16 protein-coding genes and 1 pseudogene are annotated in these 16,767 nt (G+C 32.9%); 8 read left to right on the top strand and 9 right to left on the bottom strand.

Annotation, left to right across the window (positions count from 1 at the left end):
- Window positions 1-21 precede the first annotated feature (21 nt).
- Window positions 22-1,302, bottom strand: a complete 1,281-nt coding sequence (locus BR43_RS10815) for an ABC transporter substrate-binding protein (RefSeq protein WP_034561938.1) — start codon at window positions 1,300-1,302, stop codon at window positions 22-24.
- Window positions 1,303-1,632: 330 nt separating this feature from the next.
- On the opposite strand from BR43_RS10815, the gene BR43_RS10810 reads away from it, so the two are divergent.
- Both BR43_RS10810 and BR43_RS10805 read left to right on the top strand, forming a co-directional pair.
- Window positions 1,633-2,556 (top strand): ArsR/SmtB family transcription factor, encoded by a 924-nt coding sequence (locus BR43_RS10810; protein ID WP_034561936.1) that lies wholly within the window; start codon window positions 1,633-1,635, stop codon window positions 2,554-2,556.
- Between the two features lie 360 nt (window positions 2,557-2,916).
- Window positions 2,917-4,443: an AMP-binding protein gene (locus tag BR43_RS10805; protein ID WP_034561934.1), complete on the top strand. Its 1,527-nt coding sequence runs from the start codon at window positions 2,917-2,919 to the stop codon at window positions 4,441-4,443.
- A gap of 71 nt (window positions 4,444-4,514) precedes the next feature.
- Here the strand turns inward: BR43_RS10805 and BR43_RS19600 are convergent, their stop codons facing one another.
- From BR43_RS19600 to BR43_RS10795, 3 genes are all read right to left on the bottom strand, one after another.
- On the bottom strand, window positions 4,515-4,748 hold the full coding sequence (locus tag BR43_RS19600; RefSeq protein ID WP_425393652.1) for a transposase: 234 nt from the start codon (window positions 4,746-4,748) through the stop codon (window positions 4,515-4,517).
- A gap of 247 nt (window positions 4,749-4,995) precedes the next feature.
- Entirely contained in the window at window positions 4,996-5,382 is a 387-nt protein-coding gene (locus tag BR43_RS10800; RefSeq protein ID WP_034561932.1) for a hypothetical protein, read from the bottom strand.
- Window position 5,383: 1 nt separating this feature from the next.
- Entirely contained in the window at window positions 5,384-6,562 is a 1,179-nt protein-coding gene (locus BR43_RS10795; RefSeq protein ID WP_034561930.1) for a Tle-like phospholipase domain-containing protein, read from the bottom strand.
- 59 nt (window positions 6,563-6,621) lie between these two features.
- Between BR43_RS10795 and BR43_RS10790 the strand changes: the two genes are divergently transcribed.
- Window positions 6,622-7,002: a DUF1433 domain-containing protein gene (locus BR43_RS10790; RefSeq protein ID WP_034561928.1), complete on the top strand. Its 381-nt coding sequence runs from the start codon at window positions 6,622-6,624 to the stop codon at window positions 7,000-7,002.
- Between the two features lie 123 nt (window positions 7,003-7,125).
- Here the strand turns inward: BR43_RS10790 and BR43_RS19920 are convergent, their stop codons facing one another.
- Both BR43_RS19920 and BR43_RS10785 read right to left on the bottom strand, forming a co-directional pair.
- Window positions 7,126-7,275 carry a hypothetical protein gene (locus BR43_RS19920; protein WP_157464004.1) on the bottom strand — a complete coding sequence of 50 codons (150 nt, stop codon included), beginning with the start codon at window positions 7,273-7,275 and terminating at the stop codon, window positions 7,126-7,128.
- Window positions 7,272-7,667 carry a hypothetical protein gene (locus BR43_RS10785; RefSeq protein WP_034561926.1) on the bottom strand — a complete coding sequence of 132 codons (396 nt, stop codon included), beginning with the start codon at window positions 7,665-7,667 and terminating at the stop codon, window positions 7,272-7,274. The genes BR43_RS19920 and BR43_RS10785 overlap by 4 nt, the downstream gene beginning before the upstream one ends.
- A 121-nt stretch (window positions 7,668-7,788) precedes the next feature.
- On the opposite strand from BR43_RS10785, the gene BR43_RS10780 reads away from it, so the two are divergent.
- The 5 genes and pseudogenes from BR43_RS10780 to BR43_RS10760 all read left to right on the top strand — a co-directional run bounded on the left by BR43_RS10780 (window position 7,789) and on the right by BR43_RS10760 (window position 11,998).
- Complete coding sequence (locus BR43_RS10780) at window positions 7,789-8,097, top strand: DUF1433 domain-containing protein (RefSeq protein WP_051933915.1); 309 nt, start codon at window positions 7,789-7,791, stop codon at window positions 8,095-8,097.
- A gap of 215 nt (window positions 8,098-8,312) precedes the next feature.
- A pseudogene (locus BR43_RS19155) lies at window positions 8,313-8,669 on the top strand (transposase); the annotation flags it as partial.
- Window positions 8,670-8,952: 283 nt separating this feature from the next.
- The gene (locus tag BR43_RS10770) at window positions 8,953-9,789 is read left to right on the top strand and encodes a YusW family protein (protein WP_034561925.1); all 837 of its coding nucleotides are present in this window, start codon (window positions 8,953-8,955) and stop codon (window positions 9,787-9,789) included.
- Window positions 9,790-10,083: 294 nt separating this feature from the next.
- Window positions 10,084-10,419 carry a PadR family transcriptional regulator gene (locus BR43_RS10765; RefSeq protein WP_034561924.1) on the top strand — a complete coding sequence of 112 codons (336 nt, stop codon included), beginning with the start codon at window positions 10,084-10,086 and terminating at the stop codon, window positions 10,417-10,419.
- A complete protein-coding gene (locus BR43_RS10760; RefSeq protein ID WP_034561923.1) occupies window positions 10,403-11,998 on the top strand; it encodes a DUF4097 family beta strand repeat-containing protein in 1,596 nt (531 codons plus the stop codon). The genes BR43_RS10765 and BR43_RS10760 overlap by 17 nt, the downstream gene beginning before the upstream one ends.
- A gap of 169 nt (window positions 11,999-12,167) precedes the next feature.
- On the opposite strand, the gene BR43_RS10755 is transcribed toward BR43_RS10760, so the two are convergent.
- The 3 genes from BR43_RS10755 to BR43_RS10745 all read right to left on the bottom strand — a co-directional run bounded on the left by BR43_RS10755 (window position 12,168) and on the right by BR43_RS10745 (window position 16,715).
- Window positions 12,168-13,466, bottom strand: coding sequence for a DUF5068 domain-containing protein (locus BR43_RS10755; protein WP_034561921.1), 1,299 nt, complete (start codon window positions 13,464-13,466; stop codon window positions 12,168-12,170).
- Between the two features lie 177 nt (window positions 13,467-13,643).
- On the bottom strand, window positions 13,644-15,134 hold the full coding sequence (locus tag BR43_RS10750; protein ID WP_034561919.1) for a helix-turn-helix domain-containing protein: 1,491 nt from the start codon (window positions 15,132-15,134) through the stop codon (window positions 13,644-13,646).
- Between the two features lie 105 nt (window positions 15,135-15,239).
- On the bottom strand, window positions 15,240-16,715 hold the full coding sequence (locus tag BR43_RS10745; RefSeq protein ID WP_034561918.1) for a helix-turn-helix domain-containing protein: 1,476 nt from the start codon (window positions 16,713-16,715) through the stop codon (window positions 15,240-15,242).
- Window positions 16,716-16,767 lie beyond the last annotated feature (52 nt).

Genomic DNA, 16,767 nt, shown 5'->3' with positions numbered 1-16,767 from the left:
TTTCAATACATTTATTGATGATTATTCCGTAAATTTTTCTTCTTTAAATGCTGTATACAACTTCTTAGCAGCTTCTTTTCCAGTAATCTTGCCATAGTCTAATTCCGTAATAACATCTAGCGAAACATCATTTAATTTTGCTCGGTCCCACTTAAACACATTCGATAATGTTGGATCAACTAACGAACTTCCTAAATCAATCGTCTCTGAAACTAACGGCGTAATTAAGCCCTCTGATTCTAACGTCGCTTTACCTGTCTTACTATCTGGAACACCATTCTCAAGCTTTTGTGCCTTATTCGCCGCTTCACTATTTACTAGAAAATCAATTAATTTAGCAGCTTCTTTTTGATTTTTTGACGCAGTTGGGATTGAATATACCATTGAAGGCTTTGTCCAAACACCTGTCGATTTTTGATTTTCTAATGTTGGAAAACCAGCTAACGCTAATTCAAAGCCTTTTTCTTTTAATTGACTATTTAAAACATTCGTATTCGCCACAAATTCAAACACTGACACCCATTTTCCATTTACCAGATCTGGAATTGGAGCACCATCAACCATTCCTGCATTATCAATAACCTTTTTTGAGGGAATAATTTTTTTAGCAACTAAGTCTTCATAAAAAGCGATTACATTTTGAAAATCTTTTTCTGTATAGATCAATTTATTATTCTCGTCAGCAATTGGCTTCCCAGTTTGTTGTGCCATTAAAGCAAAGAAGAAAACGGGTGTCACGCCTTTTTGACTAAATCCAGCCCATAACGGGTACATATCTTCCGGTAATTTTTCTCGCATTGCGTATAAATCTTCCCAACTAGCTGGTTTCTCAATACCATATTGATCAAGAACCGTCTTGTTATAATACAAACCTCGATAGTTGGTAGATAAAGGAATCCCTAATACTTTCCCTTTTTCAGAAACTGGTGTTAGCGTTTTTTTATCAAAATTATCTAATCCTATTTCTTTGGCAACATCATTTAAATCTAGTAAATTGTTTTGATATTGATTCATCCACATTGAGTCTAAACGAATTACGTCAGGTGCTGTTCCGCCAGAAAGTTGAGTCGTCATTTTTTCTTGGTAACCGCCATAACCACCAAATTCAGCCTTCACCTTAATCTCAGGATTTTCTTTTTCAAATTCTTTGATTGCTGCTTGAACGGCCTCGTTACGACTGTCGCCACCCCACCAAGAAATCCTCAATTCTACCTTTCCATCAGCGCTACTTGTACCTTTCCCACAAGCAACTAGTGTTACCAACATGAATAGTGCCACTCCGAACGTCATCAATTTTCTCATTTTTATTCCTCCAATTCATTTTATTTTCCCTGAACAACAACTACTTCAATTAGCTGAAATCACTATCTATTCAAACTTGTTAGAAAAGTTAATCAAGAACAAAAAAAGCTAAATACTGCTTCTTTAAAAATTAACCTAAAAGTTAATTAAATAAAATAGATACCGCTTACACGAATAATAATATTATACAAAGTTTTATAAGTCAACACTTTTTATATTCACTGTTTGGTTAATCATTAAAGATAAACATCTATTAAACTATTTACTTATAAGTTAATCATGGTACACTGTAGATAATCAAAAACCGATGAACCTAAGGAGGATTTTTTTATGGAACTTGATTTAAGCAAAGATTCGTTAATTGTTTATGAAGCGCTAGCCAGTGAAACCCGCTTAAAAATTTTAGAGCTTTTAGGAAACAATAAATTAAATATTTCAGAAATCGCTGAGCATCTACAGCTAAGTTCAGCAATTATTACACGACATATTCAAAAAATGGAAGAGGCTCGCTTAGTAAAATCAGAAAAGAAACCTGGTCGTTCAGGTGTACAAAAGATGGTTTATTTAGCCGTCGATGATATCCACATCACCTTCCCAGAAAAAATATTCCGTGCCTATCATCTCCACTCAACTGATTTAAAAATTGGACACTTTACTGATTTTGAAGTCGCACCAACTTGTGGATTAGCAACAAAAGATGAAATTGTAGGCAAACTAGATGATTCAAAATATTTCTTCGATAGCAACCGAGTCAATGCCTCATTGCTTTGGTTTTCTAAAGGATTCGTTGAGTATAAAATTCCGAACTTAATCCAAAAAGATGAAATCCCAGAATTATTAGAAATTAGCTTAGAACTATCTTCTGAATTCCCACGTTCTAATAATGTTTGGCCTAGTGATATTAGCATCTATATTAATGATGTTAAAGTGGGTGTTTGCAACGTTCCAGGGAATTTTTCTGATATTCGTGGCAAATACACACCTTCATGGTGGAACGATGATTTTAGTCAATATGGTTTACTTAAAACCATTCGCACAGATCAACTAGATACCGGCATTAACGGTGAATTCGCTTCAACCGTTTCGTTAAAAGATTTGAATATACTTGATAACCCGATTATGACCCTTCGTTTAGCTGTTGAAGATAATGCTAAAAATGTTGGCGGAATGACTTTATTCGGCGAAGACTTTGGTAACTTCAAACAAAATATCAAGGTTAACTTATACTATTCTGATAAAAAACCAGAAATTTAATCAAAACAGAGTCAATAGAACGTGTAACTACTTTTTGATACAATTAAAAAAATCCTCACATTGGAGCATCTTTTTTCGGTAATTTATCGGAGAAAGATGACCCAATTTTTTTAAGGTTCGCTCATTATTGGAAATTGCACTGTAATTTCCAATAATATTTATTACAGTATTATCAGAAAGAACTACTTGAATCTAACTCTTGTGAATGAATATTCTAACTCAAAATAATAACGCAATCATTCAGCGATTTAAACGAATATCTCTTAAAATATTGGCTGAAAACTCTGACTTATGCTATTATTTACAGTGAGTTTATAAATAACTGAGCAAGGTGCTTATTTTTGAAAGGATGGAATCCAATTGACCGATTTTTTAGACTATCAACCATTAAATTTATACAGTAATTATCGTGATGCTTCAATTAAGACACCCGATGTTACAATTCTTCAAGACGAGGTATTGCCTGCATTTCCAGAATTAGGACTTAACTATACCTACAAACTAAGTCATGAAGCGATTTTGAACCGTGCGTATCAACTAGCAAATTTAGGTGTAAAAGCTGGCGACAAAATCATTATTTTTAAAAGTTCAAAATTTGATACTTATCTATTAGCTGTTGCCGCTTCTTATTTAGCTGCCGTTCCAGCAATGATTTCGTACCATTTCCCAGCAGAAACAATCGAAGTTTTTGTGAATCGTCTTGAAAATCCATTTATTTTATTCGATGATGAAACTGCCGACAAAGTGGCTTTAGTAAAAAACAGTTCTCCTGAAAAACAAATTTCTGTTAGCAAACTACTAAACACCCCAGCTGACAAAGTTCCCCAAGTTGAACTACCACAAGATGAGATTGCCTATATGACACACACATCTGGCACAACCGGTATTCCAAAACTAATTTGTCACTCTGCTAATTCAATGGGTTGGCGCACAAAATGGCAAAAAACCATCTTCACAAAAATTGCTGAGAAAAAATTAGTCGGTTTCCATATTTCACCGGTTCATTCTCGCTTTAACATTGGAATTTCTTCTTTAATGGCGATGGGCTTCCCAATGATGCCATTATCTAAAGCTAATCGTGAAACAGTAGCCGAAATGGTGACAAAACATCAACCAATCGCTATCGAAACACATCCCAACAACTTTGTTCAATGGACTAGCTTAGCAAAAGAACAACCTGAAGTTTTTGCTAGTGTTCGTTACTATCACTCAACATTTGATGCCATCAACAATGCAACCATGGCTAGCTTTTTAAAAGCATCAGAAAAAAATGAACCAATCTTCCTTCAAGTCTACGGACAAAGCGAATGTGGTCCAATGATTCTAAAAGCTCATACGTTAGAGTCATTAAAAACTTCTGATGCCCGTGATATGGGTGTTGGCTTAGAAGGGTTAACGGAAGCTCGAATTGCAGATGAAAAGGGGAACGTTTTACCAAGAATGACTGACGGAAATATTCATTTCTTATCAAAAGGTCGTGCGTTAACTTACTATAAAGAGGATGATCGTTTCCAATCAACCGTTTACGGACCTTGGTGGGACAGTGGCGACTATGGCTTTATGGATGAAAACGGACACCTATTCCTAAAAGATCGCCAAGTGGACTTAATTGAAAATATCGATAGCAGCCTAGCCATTGAAGATCATTTATTAGATGCTTTAGACTTTTTACAAGAAGTCATTATTGTCCGCGGCAAAGAGAATTCACCTCAACCTATCCTAGCTGTCGATCCAAAACAAGAGATGAACTGGGATGCTTGGTGGGAACAAGTCGCTGACTTACCACATTTAAACGAACCAATCATCATGGCTTACGATGATATTCCTCGTACAGCAACTATGAAAGTCCAACGTCTACAAATTGAGAAAAAATTAAAAGAAGATTAACTAAATGAATTAGAAGAGACTAAGACAAAACTATCTTTTACACTAAAAAAACAACGTGGGAACATTCAGAATCACTGAATGTTCCCACGTTGTTTCTTTTTTAGCGACTTTTCTCTCCATCTTATCGCTAATTTTCCTAAATTTATCGTCATTAAGGCCAAACCTATTTCATTCGTCACTTGCTCGTGGCCTCGCACATAAAATCGTGTGAACCCTATACGAGCCTTCAAGAAGCAAAAAACAACATCTACTTTACGTTTCTTGTAAATGGCGGTTGTTTTTTCGTCTAAAAGCTTTTTTTGTATAAGATTTGAAATACTCCCATGTAGGATTTAGATGAATCTGGCGGTTTCGCTTACTTTTTGCTTTTGTACACTGAGATTGAAGATATTATGAACCTATCCTCAGATTTAACAGGTTTTTCTCCATACGGAAATATTCCTTATGGAGAATTGAACACCATTAACCTAATTGTAAAGAAAACGCATTCTTTGATTATTGTATACAAACTCGTCTCTTATTTTAAAAGTGACGGGTTTATTTTATTGATTTTCATATCCAATTTGAAGCTTTAAATGATTGTTTAAATGTTTTCATATCTTCTACCGAATCCGCTACATTAGTTACTAATGTGCCCACATCTGTCTGTAATTTCTTGCCAGCACTACTCGTAAAAGCATCTTTTAAATTTGTTTTAGCTTGTGAAACTGAAAGCCCACTGTCCTGGCACCATTCATGAGTTAGTAAGCTTTGTTGTTCTGGTACCGCACGCTGCAGTTCAGCTTTTAATTGTTCTCTCAAGGCTTGCTTCTGATATCCTGCTTTGGCCCAATCAAGAACGTCTTCTAACGAATGACGAACGGCATCCGAAACTTCTTCTCCTAAATTTTCTAGTTCCTTTTGTACTTTAGTTAATTCATAAAAAAAATCAATACTCATGTTAATATCCTCCAAGAATAGTACTTAAATTTTTGGCCATGTTTTTATCTGCAGTATCAAATTGAGTGGCTGCTACTCCAATTTTATCTCTTAAGTAGGAAAGATTTTTCTTTGTTTTTTCCAAATCATCAATCAGACTTTCTTTCATTTTACGATCATAAAAATAGTACGAGCTCCCTTTGTATGATTGTGCCAGTTCTTCAAAAATTTCTTCTACATCGTTACTTGTTAAATGACTAAAACTTCCAACCCCCATTTTATCCACATAAGTAGAATAAATTGTCTTGACTTCTTTATCCAAATTATCCGTTACTGTTGAAATCATTTCTTGTGTAAAATACAATTTTTGTATAGCAGAATCAAAATGATCCAACTGATTCAATATATCTTCAGGATCAACTTGGACCATAATAGATCCATCGCCATTAAACATTCCATGGAAACTATTTTGCATATGAGGAGCAAATGGTAAATTGCCACTAGCACTTTTGGTCATGATTCTTGAACCAATTATTTCTCCAGCTGGCAAATAGCCTACTGGATCATTTTTATGTCGAAAATCACGAATCATATCATCGTATTTTCCATCACGTACAGCTTTCTGTAAATCTGGTGGTAACAATCGGTACGCACGAGCAGCTGCAAATGTTGTCGCTTTAGCATCCATCATAACCGCCATATATTGAGCTAACGCCCCTCCTAAACTATGTCCTGTAAAACTATAGTTCTCTGGTTTAAAATCCTTAATAGTCTGTTGCACAAAGGCGTCATATTGAATAAATTGATTTTGAGCATTAACTTGTTCAATATCGTATTTTTTTAATTCTTCCGGACTTTTTCCTCCAGCTAATATGATTGCATTGGTTTTGATCCAATCATTGTATCCATCTTCACCTAGTTCACTACCACGAGTTGCAAAAACTAACGTCTGAGGCTCCGTAATCTTCCCAGAACATAAATCTTTATACTCATTCATCGGAATGACAGCCATCGCTTGTAAGCCACTGTCTGTGTTGATTGAATTAATCGTTACCCAACGAGATCCATCTTCTAAAACAATTGTTTGTAAATTATTTAATTCTGATTTTGACATTTCTTTTATTTTTTGAATTTCTAAATTTTTATCTTTATAACTATTGTTAGCTAGCCCCCAATATTGTTCATCTGTTACTTGCACCATTCAATTGCCTCCTGTATAGTTAATTTATTAATATATTAAAATGTTTAAGGTGTGAAAAAATGAAAAAGATAGTTATTATTATATTGATTACTATATTTATTATAACAGGGGGTTGGTTAATTGTGAAAGAAATTAAGGAAAAAGAATTTATAAAATTTGAAGGATCTAGAATCGAAAAATTTTTAAAGTATAACTATGCAGGAATTGAAACCGTCACTTTTATTGATACCAAAGTATCGCCAATGGGAGTCCCATATATTGAAGGATATGTAAATGGTAATAAAGATATGTCATTTAGTGCTGATATTTATAAAGAACATTTTGAAACTGCGTTAAACTCTACTGGTACTATTCCTTTGACAACAACAGACAAAGTTGTTGAGTCTGGATTTACACCTGTATCTGAAATTGAAAAAGAAGAAAAGGTACAAAGTAAGTAAAGTCACAAAAGAATCTTTCTAAATAACCAACAAAGGCACGACTAGTGTACCGACCCCAAAAAGTTAGACCTAAAAAATCTAACTTTTGGAGGTCTTTTTATATGGAAAAATATAGTACAGAATTTAAGATGAACGTTGTACAAAACTATTTTGCATATGAGGAGCAAATGGTAAATTGCCACTAGCACTTTTGGTCATGATTCTTGAACCAATTATTTCTCCAGCTGGCAAATAGCCTACTGGATCATTTTTATGTCGAAAATCACGAATCATATCATCGTATTTTCCATCACGTACAGCTTTCTGTAAATCTGGTGGTAACAATCGGTACGCACGAGCAGCTGCAAATGTTGTCGCTTTAGCATCCATCCATCTTCACCTAGTTCACTACCACGAGTTGCAAAAACTAACGTCTGAGGCTCCGTAATCTTCCCAGAACATAAATCTTTATACTCACTCATCGGAATGACAGCCATCGCTTGTAAGCCACTGTCTGTGTTGATTGAATTAATCGTTACCCATTTAGTATTATCACTAGTTTTTATACTATCAATATTTTTTAATTCTTTTTCTGTAAGATTCTTAATTTCATTGATGTTTAAGGCTGAATCTTTATAAACTGTATTGGCTAATTTCCAATATTGTTCATCTGTCAGTTGTGTCATTGCATTTCCTCCTGTATAGTTGTTTTATAAAAATTATAAAATTTTAAGGTGTGAAAAAATGAAATAGATAGTTATTATTATATTGATTACTATATTTATTATAACAGGGGGTTGGTTAATTGTGAAAGAAATTAAAAAAAATGAAATGATGTCAACAGAAAGCCCACGAATTGAAAAGTACTTAAAATACAATTACGAGGGAATTGAAACCATAACATTTGAAAAGGTAATTGTTTCACCAATGGGAATTCCATCTATTAATGGCTATGTGAATGATGATAAAGAAAAAACCTTTAGTGCAGATATTTATGATCAACACTTTGAGGGTGACATCATTACTAGTAATCTTACCGAAACGGATGAAAATTTTAAAAATGGTGCTAAAAATGTTTCTGACATTGAAAAGGACGAAGAACTTCAAAGTAAATAAAATGATTATAAAAACGTCTTAAATAAACAAATAAGGAGACTGGGACAAAAGTCCTCTCTATACTAAAAATGGTGGACCACTAGAAAAAAACTAGTGGTCCACCATTTTTGATTACACATAAACAGCGCTTCCTGTTATGATTAAAGTGACAAAACCAAACCAAAAGGGAGTGAATTATACCATGGACCCAGTCCATTTCACCATTGAATTTAGAGGTGACTATCCCAGAAACCGATCTTGTTCGTGCTGTGAATGGGTTAGTTGAATCCATTCCAGAGGCAGTTCTCTATCAAGTAGAAACAAAAACAGGACGACCTGCTTATCACCCTAAACTCAGGGTTAAAGTTCTTTTATATGCGTATACTCAAAATCAATTTTCAGGTCGCAAAAAAGAAAAGCTTTTAGACGAAAAAACAACCGCCATTTACAAGAAGCGTAAAGTAGATGTCGAACCTGTTTTTGGCTTCTTGAAGGCTCATTTAGGGTTCACTCGATTTTATGTGCAAGGTCACGAGCAAGTGACGAATGAAATAGGTTTGACCTTAATGGCGATAAATTTAGGAAAATTAACGGTAAGAGGGAGAGAAAAGTCTCTAAAAAAAGAAACAACGTGGAAACATTCAGTGATTCTGAATGTTCCACGTTGTTTTTTTAGTGTAAAAGATAGTTTTGTCTCAGTCTCTTTTTTGTGTTCCTATTTCTTTTTTATTTTAAATTTCTAAAAAACCCTATTCTAATAAGGCTTTTACAAGTTTTTTTATTTTAATTCAAATATTCTGTTGACAAACCAGTACTGTTCATTGTATAGTACTGGTGTAAGGTAAATAACTAAAAAAAAGAAAAGAGGAATTTATTATGAAATTAAACAAATTAACTAAAACAGTCCTAGTTGCAGGTATGGTCTTAACAGTAGGTGTTGGTCCCGTTTTAGCACCTAAATCAGCAGAAGCTGCTACTGTAGTTTCAGCTACTAAAAACGAAACAGTAATTACTTTTACAAAAGCAGAAATTGCTGAATTAGTAGGAACAGACTTTACTGTTGCTAACGTTCGTGCTATCTACAACTCATTAAAAAGTGCAGCAACATGGGAAGCTGCTGGATACTCTAGCGCTGATGCATCTTTAGTAGCAGCTCGTTTTGCAAATAGTAGTTCTCAAGCAATTGGTATCTTAACAGATATCGCTTACGGAACTTCAGTTGACTTAAAAATTGTTGTAATTAATAGCGCATATTACCAAGGTGCTAACATCGGAACTTCTAATAGTGCTACTGCTCCAGAAGTAACTGAACCTGAAGTTACTGAGCCTGAGGTTACTGAACCTGAAGCTCCTGAAGTTACTGATCCTACTGAACCTGAAGTTACTACTCCAGAAGCAAACAAAGCACCAGTTAAAGATATCGAAATCGATATCGAATACAAGAAAAAAGACATCGAATTAGATTACGAAGTTAAATCTAACGGAACTGTTAAAGCTAAATATGTAAATGAATTTACTGGCGAAAAAATCGAAGGTAAAGTTGCACAAGCAAAAATCGAAGGCGTACTTGCTGGATTAGATGTTAAAAACAGCAGCAAATCTGATATTGCTAAACATGTTCTAGCTAAATTAAATGCTGGATCTGACTACAAAAAATTCCAATTTGAAGTTAAATATGCAGACAAATCTAAAGTTGAATTCAAACTTAAATAATTAAAAACAAACATACCCTTAAAATAAATTGCGGCGTTAACATAAGGATAAAACCTTGTGTTAACGTTATTTCATTAGAATTATTTCCTAGGAAATAATTAAACTTAACCAAAGTTGCTTACATAATACTTCTCTTATTTTTAACTAATAAAATTCAATAATGTGATTTAGACTAAACTTAATCCATTTTTTTGAACTCTCTATTTTAAAATTCTTTATATTCTTTTAAAAATAGAGTAAACTTAAGTGTAATGCTTGTTTGAGTGTGTTTAACTATTGGAAGGTGGAACTACAATGAAAAAAACAAACCAATTTAAAAAAGGTGTGTTAGAATTGTGCGTATTATTTTTATTGCAGTACGAAGATCGATACGGATATGAATTAACACAAAAAATAGATAAACATATATCTCTCACAGAGGGAGCACTATATCCAATTCTTAGAAGATTAGTAAAAGAAGGCTATTGTGAAACCTATCTAAAAGAATCTTCTAGTGGTCCAGCTAGAAAATATTATAAAATTACTCCAAGTGGTATTGACTATTTAAATGATATTGAAGAGGAGTGGGACATTTTCGTTAAAGATGTAGCAAATATAAGGCAGGAGGAATACGATGAATTTAACCGATAAATTCTTTAAAGAAATGGAAGATTTATTTTTAGAATCAGATAAATCTTCTTTTTATGAACTCAGGGAAGATTTAATGGAACATATTGATATTCAACTAAGTGAAGGGAAAAATGAACAAGAAGTGATTCATTCTTTAGGAACACCTAAGGAAATTGTAGATGATTTTTACGAAGATCAGCGATTGCACACTGCTCTGACAGCTGAAAAAGACGTGGTTCCAATTGAAAAAGTAAAGAAAGCTTATAAAGATGAAAAAAAAGGGAAAAGAAAAACTTTTTTTGCTCGCATTAAGCAACTGATAGGCTCTATCAGCTTGCTATTTTTATTCATTATTATTATTCTTTTCAGTATTGCCTTCATTCATGAAGCTTTAATTGAACACTATTTTGCATTACCCCCACTTACACTAGCTATTTTTTTCAGTGCTATTTTCTTACTTATCTTAAGAATCATCAAAAAACTTAAACATAAAAAAATGCTTTACCTAATAGGAACTACTTTAATCCTAAGCATTAGCAGCATTGCCTATCTTTCTATTACAAATTCGTGGTTTCATAATGGAACCTTTTATAGAAATGAGCTGACTATTGATGCCAATCAAATTCTAAACTTAACCATCAATACAGATTATCATGCTGATGTTATGACCGTTCCGATTGCTAATGATGATCAAGCTCGGATTGAGATTCAAGGATATATGCACTCTTCTGTCATAAAAAAAATAACGAACTTAAAGCCAAATTCAAAAAATATAAATGTTAATTTAGGTCAAAGAACATTCTTTAATTTTTTCTCATGTCCTAAAAAAAATGAAGTAATTCTCTACGTACCTCAAAATGAACAGCTTGATAAACTTGAACTAAACTTAAAAGATGCCAACTTACAATTAACGAACTTAACAGCTAAAACAATTAATCTAAACATTGATCAGGGTGATATCCAGATTAGTAATTTACAAGCTACAGATATGGATATCAAAAGTATTTCAACTGATATTTTCATGTCAAATTATGCAACTACCCTAACTATCGATAATTACAGTGGGAAATCTATTTTAAAAAATGGACAAGGTATTGCTAAACTTCAAACAGAATCTGGGTTGATTAATATCCAAAATACTAGTTCTACTGATTTTTCAATTGCAAATATTTCTGGTAAAAGTGTTTTAAATGATACTTTGTTACAAAAGCTAAACATTACTAACCAAGATGGAACGGTAGTATTAGAAAACCAAAGTGGGAATTCAACTCTGAAAAATGAATCTGGTAAACTGATTTTAAACAATAATTCTGGCTTTGTAGAAATTAACAATGACAGTGGTGCCTTGATTATTTCTCAAGATAAAAACATATCAGGTACAATCAATAGCCATGATGGCATTGTGAAATGGGTGCAACTAGATACTGTACCTTTAGATTTCCAATTAAAAAGCACCTCTGGCAGAGTTATTAATGAATTTGACAGACCCATCGATCCATCCACTGAAAAAGTTTCAATTACAACTGATTCTGGTGAAATTAGGATTATTCAAAAAAACAATGAAGATGGTATTAAAGATCCTGAAGCTAGTAAGTTTTAATGACTTATGTTTAGAAGACCGTGAGACAAAACTAGTTCTTAGTTTCTATCTCACCTTCTCTATTTCTTAGACTAATTATCTTCCTTCAAGCAATAAATGGCAGAATTGCGTAAAATCAAAAAATGACATCCACCTTATTCATCAAGGCGGATGTCATTTTTAATTTAAATTATTTTGGTAAATCAAAGGTAATGTCTTCACCTTTTCTTAATGATCCTGACTCTTGTCTTAGATTCACTTTCAAACTAAAATCTTTTTCTTTCCAAATCTTGTCGTATTGTTCTTTATCAAAAGCAAAAACTTGAATCCATTCGTCAGCTTCGCCTTTTTTAACTTCATCATCACTCACTGTAGCTAATAACATGCTTGAGCTTAAAATACGTTGTGCGTTATTATTTACATTCAATACACTTGATGATCGAGATGGTGCAACCACTTCATCACCATTGTTTTTAATAGTTAAACTTGCAGTCATTAAGACAATACCATTTTCAAAATCTCTGAAACGTGGTGCTTCAGTTTCATTTGGTACAAATTCAGTAAATTGATAACCATTCAGCGTTACATCTGCTTCACCAAATGCTAAAGTTTCATTAATGTCTTTCTTCTCTTTCAGTAATGTTTTTGTTCCCATATTATCGACAGTTGCTTTATCCCCATAAAAAGTGCCTTTTTCAGCTAATGTACCTTCACCATCACTAGTCACAGGCAAATCTACTTTGACAACCTCACCTAACTTATTTTCATTCTTTATCTCTTCTGTCTTATAGGCTGATGGAATTTCCATCGTTACCATTGTTAAATCCTTCATTTTGTCTAGTGAATCTCCATCGATTGTAAATGGGACAAATCCAGTAACACTTTCACCTGGTGCTAATTTCCCGTCTTTCTTAAGTAAAAGACTAACAAAGTTATCTACATCATCTGTCATAATATGCAGTGAATTAGTATATGAACGTTTAGCTCCTGAATAAGATAAATTCTGAATGGCAAAATAATAAGCATCTTCTGTACCAGTATTAGTAACTGTATATTTAGCCAAAAGAATTCCGGCATAGTCTGAATTATTTCTAAAACTTGATGCATAATCTTGCTTGAAATCATTTAATTCTAGCATCTCATACCCATCTAAACTAACTGTTACATAGTCTTGATTAAAAATTTGTGGTTCCATACTAGCATGTAATACGTTGATTTCTTTTGCGTCTATATTTTTCTTAATTCCTGCTACAACAGCATCAAATTCTGCAGAATCTGACTTGTCCTTAGAAGAACTGCTTTCTTTCGATTCACTAGAAGATGACTCTTTCTTTGCTTCTTTCTTTTTAGATGAACTCTCTACTGAAGAGCTTGAAGAAGAAACACTGCTACTTTCAGCCGTTTTCTTTTCATTCCCACCACAAGCTACCAACACAATGGCACATAAAGCAGTTGTTGCTACTAAACCAAATTTCTTATTCATTTTCATGTCATTCCTCCAATTTTTTTAAATACCTAATATTATTTTAACAGTTATACATATACAAATAAAGAACATTCGTAATGTTTTTATGGAATTTTTCTAAAAAAAAACAAAAAAGACCTCTAGTAAAGGATTATCCTCTACTAGAAATCTATTTAGTTTAGTTATATAAAACACTATTTTTTAAAAATCTACTTCATTTTTAGCTTTTTCTATTTTTTCTAAGAGTAAAAGCAATTTGGTAAAGTTACTTTTGTGTTTTTCAAAATTCCAATAATAAATAATCGGACCTTCATTATTCTTCCTATCATTAACCAGATAGGTTGCTGTAATAATTAAATCAACTTCTGGTTCAAATTTTTGAATCGAACAACACTCCACCAAATAAGGGGAATTTTTCAAAAATTGATGAATTCGATGGTACATGAGTATGTTAGGATCATACAGAATTCCAACTTTAATCGTTGTTCCTAATGCCTCTGGTTCAAAAATATCACTAAACAAATAAATAAAATAAGATTTTAATTGGTTCCGAATCCCTTTGAACATAGGGTACTTCTTCCAATCAATTCGTTTATAGAATTCCTCAGTCGCGCTATTTAAAAAATTATCTTCATATTTAATAACTGGGTCAGTAAGTAAAAACAGATTAATATATCCTTTACCAACAATTCCATTTGAAAGTAGAATTGCTAGTAAATTACCGATTAAGATTGGATTGTTTAGCTCATCTTCTTTGTCTGGAAACTGTTGCTTTAAAAAGTTAAGAATCTCATTTCCATAACCCCAGACTTGATTATCTTGTTCCTTAAAATAACGAATCATTCGCTCTAAGCGCGGTGTTACTTCAATAAAATTAGGTTTAAAAAAAGAAGCTGCAAACATAAACCGTAATTCAGCTGATACTTTTTGCTGAGGTATCCATTGAGAAAAATCATGATAAATCGCAGGATGATAATCGGGATTCCCCTCACAAATCTGATCCAACTCACTTGCATCTTCTACATAACAATGGTGACTAATTCGTAAAATCGAAATTGCAACAAAATAACTCATCTCATATCGATCAATTAATCCCAATTGAACCTTTGCATCTTCTTCAAGTTTATCTACTATCCCATAGATTCTATCCTCGCTAACCGTAATAAAAGGCCATCTAGTACCTTTAAAAGCTAAACAGTAAATAGATAGTAAAAAAATCCGAATACCTTTTTCATCACCAACAAAGCTCATTTGCTTCAAATTAATCTTAATTCCGTGATCATGCAAAAAATCTATAATTGGTTTTAGTCGCCTTGCTAAAGTCGATTCACTAAGATACTCTCTAGAAATAAATTGGCTTAAACTGCTATCTTCCTTAAAAGCTATTGCCTGAATAAATCGAAAATTAACGGATTTACTAATTAAAAAAGCACGATAAATAGCTATTTCAACCGTTAAAGATTCAATCGTAATTCTCTGGTTTCGACTAATAGAATATGGTTTTGATTCACCCAGTTCAGCTAAATCATTCGATATCTGTTCTAAAGAATTGCTAACCATTCGGCTAGAATAGTTTAAACGTGTCGCCAAATCCAAGACTGTACAGATATTCCCCTCCAACGTTAACAGCTCTAGATAAATTAAATACTTTCGATAAGTTGCCTTGTCCATGAGTATTTTTTCCACCATCATAAGGAATTCCTCCAATAGTATGCGGGTTATTGTAAGTGCATTATTACTATTGTAATGCACTACATTTTATAACACAAGATTAATAACTCAACATCTAACTATCTGTTATTTTTCTCCGCTGATTATTTTCAGAATATTAATATAGTTAACAGATTCTTTTTGGGAATTCCAATAATAAATTTTTGGTCTCGGTTGTAACTGTTTATCAACTTTCAAATAAACACTACTTATAATCACGTCAACGGATGTTTGGTAATCCAATAGGTTAAAAACCTTAATTTGAAATGGAGAATGCTCCAGAAAAGAAAGCAAGCGGTCATACAAAAGTTTATTTAAATCTAACATTAACCCAACTTTGACACTTTTTCGATCATCGACAGCATCCTTTAACACTACTGAAAAGAGATGATAATAAAACGAAACTAGTTCCGACTTCATTTCATAGAAAACATCATATTTGCTACCTTTAAATTCGTCTAAACAAATTTCCAGAAATTCCGTAAGCTGATCCTTCACAATCGGTTCTTCTGACGGATCGGTGAGTATGAACAAATTTATGAATTTACTTCTGAATGAATAATGAGCCAAATTAATACTTAATAGATTACCCAATAATATCGGACTTGATAATTCATGAGCATCCTGAGGAAATTTTTGCTTTAATGAATTGATTAACTTATTCGATACTTGCCAAATTATATTATTTTCTGTTTGATAATAATTAAGCGTCTTCATTAAATAAAGACTTTCTTCAAAATAAAGAGGTTTAAAATTAATAATAAAGAAATGAAATCTTGCTTCATCCATAAAATGTGCTTCGGATAAATTAGGAAAAAGCTCTTGATATAGATATGGATTAAACTGAAGATTATTCTGACAAATTTTATCAAACTGTTCATAATGCTTCACTGTTTCACCAATGGCTACTCGTTGCATACTTATGGCAAAAAAGTATTCTGTTTCATGCTTCGTTACTAAATTCATTTTATATTCCGTGCTAATCTCAATTTTCACAGCTTGCTTTTGAACAAAAGAATGGTCAACCATTGAAAATGGCCACTCTACACCTTTAATTCCTACCCAATACATACAAAACAAAAACAAACGAATATTTCTTTCATCACCAACAAACTCTCCTTGGCTCAATGAAATGCCCACTTGGTACGTTTCAAGATAATCAAGTAACGGTTTTACTCGACGGTAAAGAGTCGATTGACTAATATAGTGAGAATCATAGAATCCCATTACATCACTATCTGGATTAAATGCAACATACTCTACAAAAGAAAAAATCATGGACTCTTTCATCAAAGATGCCCGCAATTCATCCAAAGATAAAGTAATTTCACCTACTGTTAAACCTGACTTACGATGCACTGCAATTAGTGGATCATATCCCAAGTTAGTTAATCGTGAATTCAAATTTTGAATGACCTTTGCCATAACATTCATAGAATAACCTAGTTTTTTAGCTAAATCACTTGTTGTGTAAATTTGATCAATATTTGAATTAATTAAAAGTTCATAAAGTTGGTATTCTTTATAGGCTAATTTTTCTAGAAAAATACGTTCAAAATTCATGATTTCCCACTCTCTGTTAAAGTTAAATCAACATTATCCCTTGTTTGCAATA

The organism is Carnobacterium gallinarum DSM 4847, assembly GCF_000744375.1.
GTDB classification, from domain to species: domain Bacteria; phylum Bacillota; class Bacilli; order Lactobacillales; family Carnobacteriaceae; genus Carnobacterium; species Carnobacterium gallinarum.
This window is presented reverse-complemented; position numbering and strand designations above follow the sequence as displayed.

Bases quoted from the DNA above. Each gene is read 5' to 3' on its own strand.
- BR43_RS10800 (WP_034561932.1), bottom strand. From the start codon at position 5,382: ATGAGTATTGATTTTTTTTATGAATTAACTAAAGTACAAAAGGAACTA.
- BR43_RS10770 (WP_034561925.1), top strand. From the start codon at position 8,953: ATGAAATTAAACAAATTAACTAAAACAGTCCTAGTTGCAGGTATGGTC.
- BR43_RS10745 (WP_034561918.1), bottom strand. From the start codon at position 16,715: ATGAATTTTGAACGTATTTTTCTAGAAAAATTAGCCTATAAAGAATAC.
- BR43_RS19920 (WP_157464004.1), bottom strand. From the start codon at position 7,275: ATGATTCGTGATTTTCGACATAAAAATGATCCAGTAGGCTATTTGCCA.
- BR43_RS10755 (WP_034561921.1), bottom strand. From the start codon at position 13,466: ATGAAAATGAATAAGAAATTTGGTTTAGTAGCAACAACTGCTTTATGT.
- BR43_RS10750 (WP_034561919.1), bottom strand. From the start codon at position 15,134: ATGATGGTGGAAAAAATACTCATGGACAAGGCAACTTATCGAAAGTAT.
- BR43_RS10785 (WP_034561926.1), bottom strand. From the start codon at position 7,667: ATGACACAACTGACAGATGAACAATATTGGAAATTAGCCAATACAGTT.
- BR43_RS10810 (WP_034561936.1), top strand. From the start codon at position 1,633: ATGGAACTTGATTTAAGCAAAGATTCGTTAATTGTTTATGAAGCGCTA.
- BR43_RS10795 (WP_034561930.1), bottom strand. From the start codon at position 6,562: ATGGTGCAAGTAACAGATGAACAATATTGGGGGCTAGCTAACAATAGT.
- BR43_RS10760 (WP_034561923.1), top strand. From the start codon at position 10,403: ATGAATTTAACCGATAAATTCTTTAAAGAAATGGAAGATTTATTTTTA.
- BR43_RS10765 (WP_034561924.1), top strand. From the start codon at position 10,084: ATGAAAAAAACAAACCAATTTAAAAAAGGTGTGTTAGAATTGTGCGTA.
- BR43_RS10815 (WP_034561938.1), bottom strand. From the start codon at position 1,302: ATGAGAAAATTGATGACGTTCGGAGTGGCACTATTCATGTTGGTAACA.
- BR43_RS10790 (WP_034561928.1), top strand. From the start codon at position 6,622: ATGAAAAAGATAGTTATTATTATATTGATTACTATATTTATTATAACA.